Here is a 7,515-nt window from a genome sequence, read left to right on the forward strand (position 1 = left end):
ATAGCTGAGGAAGTGTGTTTTCTACATTCACACACAGAGGCTTGATTACTTTCATAAAAGCCTCCTCGTTAACAACCTTTCCCTCATTGATAGAAGGAGCTATCTTTTCCAGAACGTTTATAAGATTGTCGGCAGCCTTGATTATTGAGGTAACTTCCTCATCAATCTTGTTTGGCTCTTCCTTTTTCTCGTCATCAAAAATAACTTTATTTTCCTGTTCCATTTCTATACCACTATGTTTGAATCAGATAGACTTTCTTTTTTAATGATCTTTTTTGATTTCTTTTCTTTAAACAGCCATTTTGTTGTTGGCTTAAATTCAAAAGGATCATTTACAAGTGCTGTTTTTAATACCTCTTCAATTCGGCTTACAGGCATGATCTTCATTTTTTCAGTTACTACTGATGGTACATCCCAAAGATCCTTTTCATTATCCTTAGGGATCATAACTGTCTTGATGCCACCTCTTAGTGCAGCTAGAAGTTTTTCTTTTAAGCCACCAATTGGCAGAACATCGCCTCTTAAGGTAATTTCACCTGTCATTGCAACATCAGAACGCACTTCATTTCCAGTGAGTGCTGATACAACAGCAGTTACCATACCGATACCTGCTGAAGGACCATCCTTTGGAACTGCACCTTCAGGAACATGAACATGCAGATCGGATGTCTCAAAGAAGTCTTCACTTAGGTGTAAGGAGTCACTTAAAGTTCTTACAACTGTAATAGCTGTAGTGATTGACTCTTTCATTACATCGCCTAATTTACCAGTCAGCTGATGTTTACCCTTACCTGTATTTGCAACAGCTTCAAGCTGAAGAATATCACCACCTAAAGTGGACCATGACAGGCCGTTTACAACGCCTACCTTGTTATCCTTAAGTTTTGATGTAAAATCATACTTTTCAGGTCCAAGCATAGATTTGACATCATCAATGGTTATTTCACTGCTCTTTGATGATTTCTTTGAAGACAGCATTACCTGCTTTATTCTCTTTCTGATAAGCTCTGTAAGAGTTCTTTCAAGCTGACGCACACCTGCCTCATGAGTGTAATAGGTCACAAGATATCTTAAAGTTTCATCAGAAATTGTTATTTCATCTTCCTTTACATTAGCAAGACGAAGCTGCTTTGGTAAAAGATGCTTTCTTGCAATATTGAATTTCTCATCCTCTGTATATGATGAAAGATCAATAACCTCCATTCTGTCTAAAAGAGGTGCAGGAATGTTGTAGCTGTTTGCTGTTGTTACAAACATTACATTAGACAGATCATATTCAATCTCAATGTAGTTATCCTCAAAGGTACTGTTCTGCTCAGGATCAAGTACTTCAAGCAATGCAGCCTGAGGATCACCGTGATTGCTGTTAACAACTTTATCAATCTCATCTAGTAAGAATAAAGGATTATTTACCTTTGCCTTTGCCATATTTGAGATGATTCGGCCAGGAAGTGAGCCGATATATGTTCTTCTGTGACCTCTGATTTCAGCTTCATCAGAAACACCACCTAAAGCAACTCTTACGAAACGACGGTTTGTCGCAGCTGCAATGGATTTACCAAGAGATGTCTTACCAATACCAGGAGGTCCCATAAGACAGATGATAGGTCCTGATAGTTTCTCTGTTCTTGATAGAACTGCAAGATACTCAAGAATATGATCTTTTACCTTTGAAAGACCATAATGATCCTTATCAAGGATTTCCTGTGCCTTCTTTAGATCTATCTTTACATCATCCTTCTTGTTCCAAGGAAGTGACAATAAAGTTTCAATATAGTTTCTTACAGTTGTATATTCAGAAGAGTTTGTTGACATTGCATCAAGCTTTCTGATTTCACGAGAAATACGCTCATGAACATACTCTGGTGCATCAAGCTCTTTATTCTGCTTGGTGAACATAACAATATCTTCTTCATCACCAGAAGATATGCCAAGCTCTTTTTTAATTGCCTTTAACTGCTCATTGAGGAAATAATCCTTCTGATTCTTTTCCATTGAGCGTTTTGCAACATCAATAATTCTATTTTCAAGCTCAGTCTGGTATGAGTAACCATTTAGGCTACTGATAAGAATACGACCTCTTTCAACAGGATTATTTGAAGATAGAAGTAAATACTTAACACTTGTATCTAAATGAAGGATCTGTGTTAGCAAATCAGTAAGCTTTGACAGATTCTCTTCTTCAAGAATTGTTTTTACAAGGTGTTTTGGAACTGATCTTTCAACAAGATTCTTCACAGTCTTAGATGAATTATCAATTGCATAGTTAAGACATGATTTAAGTACATTAAGAGTACTTGCAGTTTCCTGAGGATCACATTGCTCCTCCTCAACATCAAGAACTCTTGCTAATCTGTATGGCAGATCGTTATTTTCAATGATCTCTAGAAGCTTTATTCTCTTGAATCCCTGAATTAAGCAAGAGACTGTACCATCATTCTTTTCTGTCAGAGACTGCAGTTCACATGAAACACCAGTTTTCATATGACCATCAAAATTAGGCATTTCATCAGCTTCATTTGTCTGACAGAATACTGCAACATTATCGTACTCAGATTCAGGTCTGTTTACCTCTTTAAAGGCCTGAATTGAACTTCTTCTAGCAGCAGTGATCTGAAGCTTTGAATTTGGTGTAATAATAAGAGCACGCAGAGAAATCAGCGGCAGCAGATATTCTGATTTTTTCTTATCTGAACTTACTTTTGTACTTTCAGTTTTCTTTCTTCTAGCAACCATAACTACTCTTTTTTTATTTTTATGATGCCCAAAATGAGCTTATAAACTTTTGTATTATATTATTATAAATTTTATACATTTAAAAGACAAAAAAGCTCCTGTTTCAAGACAAACAGGAGCCTTAAAAACACTGTCCTATACTAAGAAATTGATTCCATCTCGAAATCAGCTTTCTTAACAACTAAAGGCTCTTCGTGATTTTCAACAGTATTCTTATCAACGACAACCTTCTCAACATCCTTAACTGAAGGTATATCAAACATTGTGTTTAAAAGAAGACCTTCAACAACAGAACGGAGTCCACGTGCACCCGTATGACGCTTAATTGCAGTATCAGCAATTGCGTTTAATGCTTCCTGTGTAAACTCAAGTTTTACATCTTCAAACTTGAACATTTCCTCATACTGACGAAGAATAGCATTCTTAGGTTCACGTAAAACACGAATTAACTCTTCTCTGTTAAGCTCTGATAATGCTGTAATTACAGGTAATCTACCAACAAATTCAGGAATGATACCAAACTTTACAAGATCATCAGGTTCAACTTTCTTGTACTTATCTGATAAGGTAAGCTTCTCATCCTTACCAAATACTTCAGCGCCAAAACCAATACCGGCTTTTTTTGAAACACGCTTTTCAACAATCTTTTCAAGTCCATCAAATGCACCACCGCAGATAAACAGGATCTGAGAAGTATCAACTTCGATATTCTTTTCCTGTGGATGCTTACGGCCACCATTTGGTGGAACTGATGCAACAGTACCTTCAACAAGCTTTAACAATGCCTGCTGAACACCTTCACCAGATACATCACGTGTAATTGACGCATTTTCTGACTTTCTTGCAATCTTATCAATTTCATCGATGTAGATAATACCCTTCTGAGCTTTCTCAACATCGAAATCACAATTCTGAAGCAGACGTACAATAACATTCTCAACGTCTTCACCAACATAACCAGCTTCAGTTAATGTTGTAGCATCAGAAATTGCAAAAGGAACATTTAAGAATTTTGCTAATGTCTGAACAAGCAGTGTTTTACCTGAACCTGTTGGACCAACTAGCAGAATATTTGATTTTCCAAGTTCAACTCCTGATTCATTATCTGCATGCTTTAAACGCTGATAGTGGTTATATACAGCTACAGATAATACTTTTTTTGCATCTTCCTGACCGATTACATAATCATCAAGATGTTTTGCAATTTCATGCGGAGTTGGAATATTGTCAAGATCAATGCCTGATGAGGAATTCTCTTTATTACCGAATCCCTTGGTTTCAAGCATTTTATAACATTTAGTGATACAGTCTGAGCAAATGCAGATACCATCACGAGCTTTAATCAGTTTACGATTTTCTGAAGAAGATTTTCCGCAGAATAAACATGTATTTTTAGTCTGCTCACTCATAATTAGTTGTCCTTATTCTCAAGAATTATTTCACTTCTGCTGGTAATTACATTATCAACAAGACCGTATTCTTTTGCTTCCTGAGCACTCATGAAATTATCACGCTCAGTATCCTTAACAATCTCTTCTAAAGGACGACCTGTGTGCTTTGAGAGAAGACCATTTAAAGTATCCTTGATCCTCTGTGTCTCATGAGCATGAATCATAATATCTGTAGCCTGGCCCTGGAAACCACCTAAAGGCTGATGAATCATGATTCTGGCATTTGGCAGCGCATAACGCTTGCCTTTAGCTCCACCTGCAAGCAGGAATGAGCCCATTGAGCATGCCTGACCCATACATAATGTGCATACATCTGGCTTGATGTACTGCATAGTGTCGTAAATTGCCATACCAGCAGTTACTACGCCACCTGGAGAATTGATATACAGATAAATATCCTTATCAGGATCATCTGATTCTAGAAAAAGGAGCTGAGCCACAATTAGATCAGCCATATGATCCTCAACCTGACCGGTTAAGAAAATAACTCTATCTTTGAGCAGTCGAGAGTATATATCAAAAGATCTCTCGCCACGAGCAGTCTGCTCGATAACCATAGGCACTAATGTTGATGCCATTTTTTCTGCTTCAAAGTTCATATTGTGTCAGCTCCTTATTATTATGTGTAGATTAGCGACCTACTAACTCTGAGAATGACTTCTTGTCTTCGCCATCCTGAGCCTTTTCGAAGATCTTAGCAATTAACTCGTGCTCGTATGCAGCAGCCTTGAACTGTGCAAATGAACGCTTGTCAGCCTTGATCTGCTCAACAACCTTCTCTGGCTCATCGTATGCTGAAGCGATTAACTTAATTTCAGCCTCAACAGCAGCATCAGATGCTTCCTTGAAGTTTAAGTTATCAGCAACAACTGATGAGATAACGCCTAAACGAGCACGCTTCTTAGCATCCTCTAAGTACTGAGGATTCTTCTTGAACTGCTCTGGTAGGCTCTTCATGCCGTACTGCTTGAAGTAGTTCTCTACCTCAGCTAAGATTGCCTTGTGCTGCTCTGAAACGAACTGCTGTGGAACATCGAATTCACCGTACTGAGCTGCTAAAGCGTCAAATACTAAGTCTGAATTCTTCTTGGTTAATGCACGTGATAATTCACGCTCCATGTTCTTCTTAAGCTCTGCTCTGAAGGTCTCCATAGTAGCATCCTTCAGGTTGAATAACTTAATGAAGTCTTCGTTAACTTCTGGTAATACCTTAACTGATACTGAATTTACAGTGATGTCGAACTCTGCGTCCTTACCCTTTAAATTCTCAGCGTGGTATTCCTCAGGGAACTTAACGTTGATAGTGAACTTGTCACCAGCCTTGTGGCCCATGATCTGCTCAGTAAAGCCTGGGATCATTGAGGTCTCGCCGATGGTTAAGTTGAAATCTGAAGCCTTACCGCCCTCAAACTCAACACCGTCGCAACGACCTAAGAAGTCGATTGAAGCACGGGTCTTCTCAGCTACAGTAGCATCATCCTGAACCTGCCACTTAGCCTGCTGCTCACGAAGAGTCTCAACCATATTATCGATATCAGCATCATTGATTTCTGATACGATCTTCTTTAACTTTAAGTCTTCAAGAGCCTTGAACTCTAACTCTGGATATACCTCAACCTCAGCCTCGAAAACAACTTCTGAAGTTGCATCACCGCTCTTTAAGTCAACCTTAACGATATCAACAACCTTTAGCTTTGATTCCTGGATAGCCTTGTAGATATTGTCGTTGATTACGCGATCTAAAGTATCACCGTTGATCTGAGCTGAAAAATTCTTCTCAAGAACAGCTGTTGGAATGTGGCCCTTACGGAAACCATCAATCTTTGCGTTCTTTGCATAATTCTTAAATACGTTGCTACGTGCACTCTTAACATCTTCTGCTGGCACAGTAACAGTAATGAGGTTTAAAATACCCTCTTTTTTCTCGGTTGAAACCTGCATCTTTTACCTCTATAGGTTGCAGCAATAAAAACAACTTGACGCATCGGATGTACATTAACTGTGACATGCGTCCACACAAACTTGAACATTATACAAATAATTATTGATTCTATCAATTAGCAAACATGTTCAAAAATCACTAAATTGTAAAATAATCAAATAGTAATATTCTGTTATAAATTTTTTGATAACATTTAGCAAAGAAACATTTGCAGATAGGCTGATTATGAAAACAACTTTAGGGATTATAGAAGGCTTTTACGGAAGACTGTATGAAAAGGAACAAAGAGATGAGCTTATGAGCTTCATCTCTGATAAAGGATACTCATACTATATTTATGCACCTAAAAATGATAAATCCCTAAGACGTGAATGGCAAAAGCCATTTGACAGTGCAAAAACAGAGCTTTTAGTACATATGAGTGAGATGTGTACCAAGCTCAATCTAGATTTTGGTGTCGGTATTTCACCTTTGCAAATTACAAAAGAAAAAGACAGACTGCTTAATGTACTTATAGATAAGATTGACTGGCTTTTAGAGAATACAAATACAAAAATCATCGCTATTTTGTTTGATGATATCAGCCTGTATACAAATGAAGAAGGCAAAAAGCAAAACGAAATAATCAAAGAGGTTCACTCATACCTTACAAAGAAGAACAGCACTGTAAGACTCATTTTCTGCCCAACATATTACACCTTTGATCCGATACTAGATAAAGTATTCGGGCAAAGACCAGTGCACTATTATGAGGATATTGTAAAGGATCTTGATAAGTCAATTGAGATTTTCTGGACTGGCAACAGGGTTTTATCAAAGGCAATTACAAAAGATGATATTGAAAAGGCAAACGCTCTTTGGGGAAGAAAGGTAACTCTTTGGGATAATTATCCAGTTAATGACGGTAAATTCATAAGCAAACATATATATACAAGGCCTTTTAAAAACAGATCGGATCTTGATGGTATCGTACTGTCACATGCTGTAAATCCAATGCTTGAATGCAAACTAAATGAAGTTGCCCTTGAAAGTCTTTTAAGCTGTTATAAGGGACTTGATGAGGATACAATAGAAAAAGACAGAATTTGTCGTTTAAAAAAGCTCTTGCCTGAAAGTTATGAAAAAATCAGTGATATTCTTGATATTCTAAACGATGAAGGTATTGAGGCACTGTCAGATAATATGATAGACAGACTAAAAAAAGAAATATCAAAAGATAAAACAAAGGCTTCACAGGAAATTATTGATTTTTTAAATGGTGTATATAAATTTGATGAAGCTTGTCTGACTGATTAGCCAAACTTATAATATTAAGATAATCAACTGATTCTAGGCTGTTTTCTATGAAAAAAGATGCTAAATACTATCTTTCAAGAACAAACGATC

The 7,515-nt window shown here is 37.2% G+C and carries 6 protein-coding genes; 1 reads left to right on the forward strand and 5 read right to left on the reverse strand.

The window, feature by feature from the left end; all coding sequences use genetic code 11:
- The 5 genes from ACJML3_RS09160 to tig form a co-directional block, all read right to left on the reverse strand.
- Positions 1-223: hypothetical protein (locus ACJML3_RS09160; RefSeq protein ID WP_406022576.1), on the reverse strand; the 223-nt coding region annotated here is incomplete at its 3' end.
- Between the two features lie 2 nt (positions 224-225).
- On the reverse strand, positions 226-2,736 hold the full coding sequence (lon, locus tag ACJML3_RS09165; protein WP_406022578.1) for an endopeptidase La: 2,511 nt from the start codon (positions 2,734-2,736) through the stop codon (positions 226-228).
- A 140-nt stretch (positions 2,737-2,876) separates the two neighbouring features.
- Positions 2,877-4,145 carry an ATP-dependent Clp protease ATP-binding subunit ClpX gene (gene clpX / locus ACJML3_RS09170; RefSeq protein WP_219938150.1) on the reverse strand — a complete coding sequence of 423 codons (1,269 nt, stop codon included), beginning with the start codon at positions 4,143-4,145 and terminating at the stop codon, positions 2,877-2,879.
- A gap of 2 nt (positions 4,146-4,147) precedes the next feature.
- Positions 4,148-4,786, reverse strand: coding sequence for an ATP-dependent Clp endopeptidase proteolytic subunit ClpP (gene clpP / locus ACJML3_RS09175; protein WP_255557782.1), 639 nt, complete (start codon positions 4,784-4,786; stop codon positions 4,148-4,150).
- Positions 4,787-4,817: 31 nt separating this feature from the next.
- Positions 4,818-6,128: a trigger factor gene (gene tig / locus ACJML3_RS09180; RefSeq protein WP_406022581.1), complete on the reverse strand. Its 1,311-nt coding sequence runs from the start codon at positions 6,126-6,128 to the stop codon at positions 4,818-4,820.
- Positions 6,129-6,354: 226 nt separating this feature from the next.
- On the opposite strand from tig, the gene ACJML3_RS09185 reads away from it, so the two are divergent.
- On the forward strand, positions 6,355-7,425 hold the full coding sequence (locus ACJML3_RS09185; protein ID WP_406022583.1) for a beta-N-acetylglucosaminidase domain-containing protein: 1,071 nt from the start codon (positions 6,355-6,357) through the stop codon (positions 7,423-7,425).
- Positions 7,426-7,515 lie beyond the last annotated feature (90 nt).

It is taken from the genome of Succinivibrio sp. (genome assembly GCF_045124615.1).
In the GTDB taxonomy this organism is placed as follows: domain Bacteria; phylum Pseudomonadota; class Gammaproteobacteria; order Enterobacterales; family Succinivibrionaceae; genus Succinivibrio; species Succinivibrio faecicola.

Excerpts from the sequence above, each read along its gene's own strand:
- clpP (WP_255557782.1), bottom strand. The coding sequence starts at position 4,786 with ATGAACTTTGAAGCAGAAAAAATGGCATCAACATTAGTGCCTATGGTT.
- clpX (WP_219938150.1), bottom strand. The coding sequence starts at position 4,145 with ATGAGTGAGCAGACTAAAAATACATGTTTATTCTGCGGAAAATCTTCT.
- ACJML3_RS09185 (WP_406022583.1), top strand. The coding sequence starts at position 6,355 with ATGAAAACAACTTTAGGGATTATAGAAGGCTTTTACGGAAGACTGTAT.
- lon (WP_406022578.1), bottom strand. The coding sequence starts at position 2,736 with ATGGTTGCTAGAAGAAAGAAAACTGAAAGTACAAAAGTAAGTTCAGAT.
- tig (WP_406022581.1), bottom strand. The coding sequence starts at position 6,128 with ATGCAGGTTTCAACCGAGAAAAAAGAGGGTATTTTAAACCTCATTACT.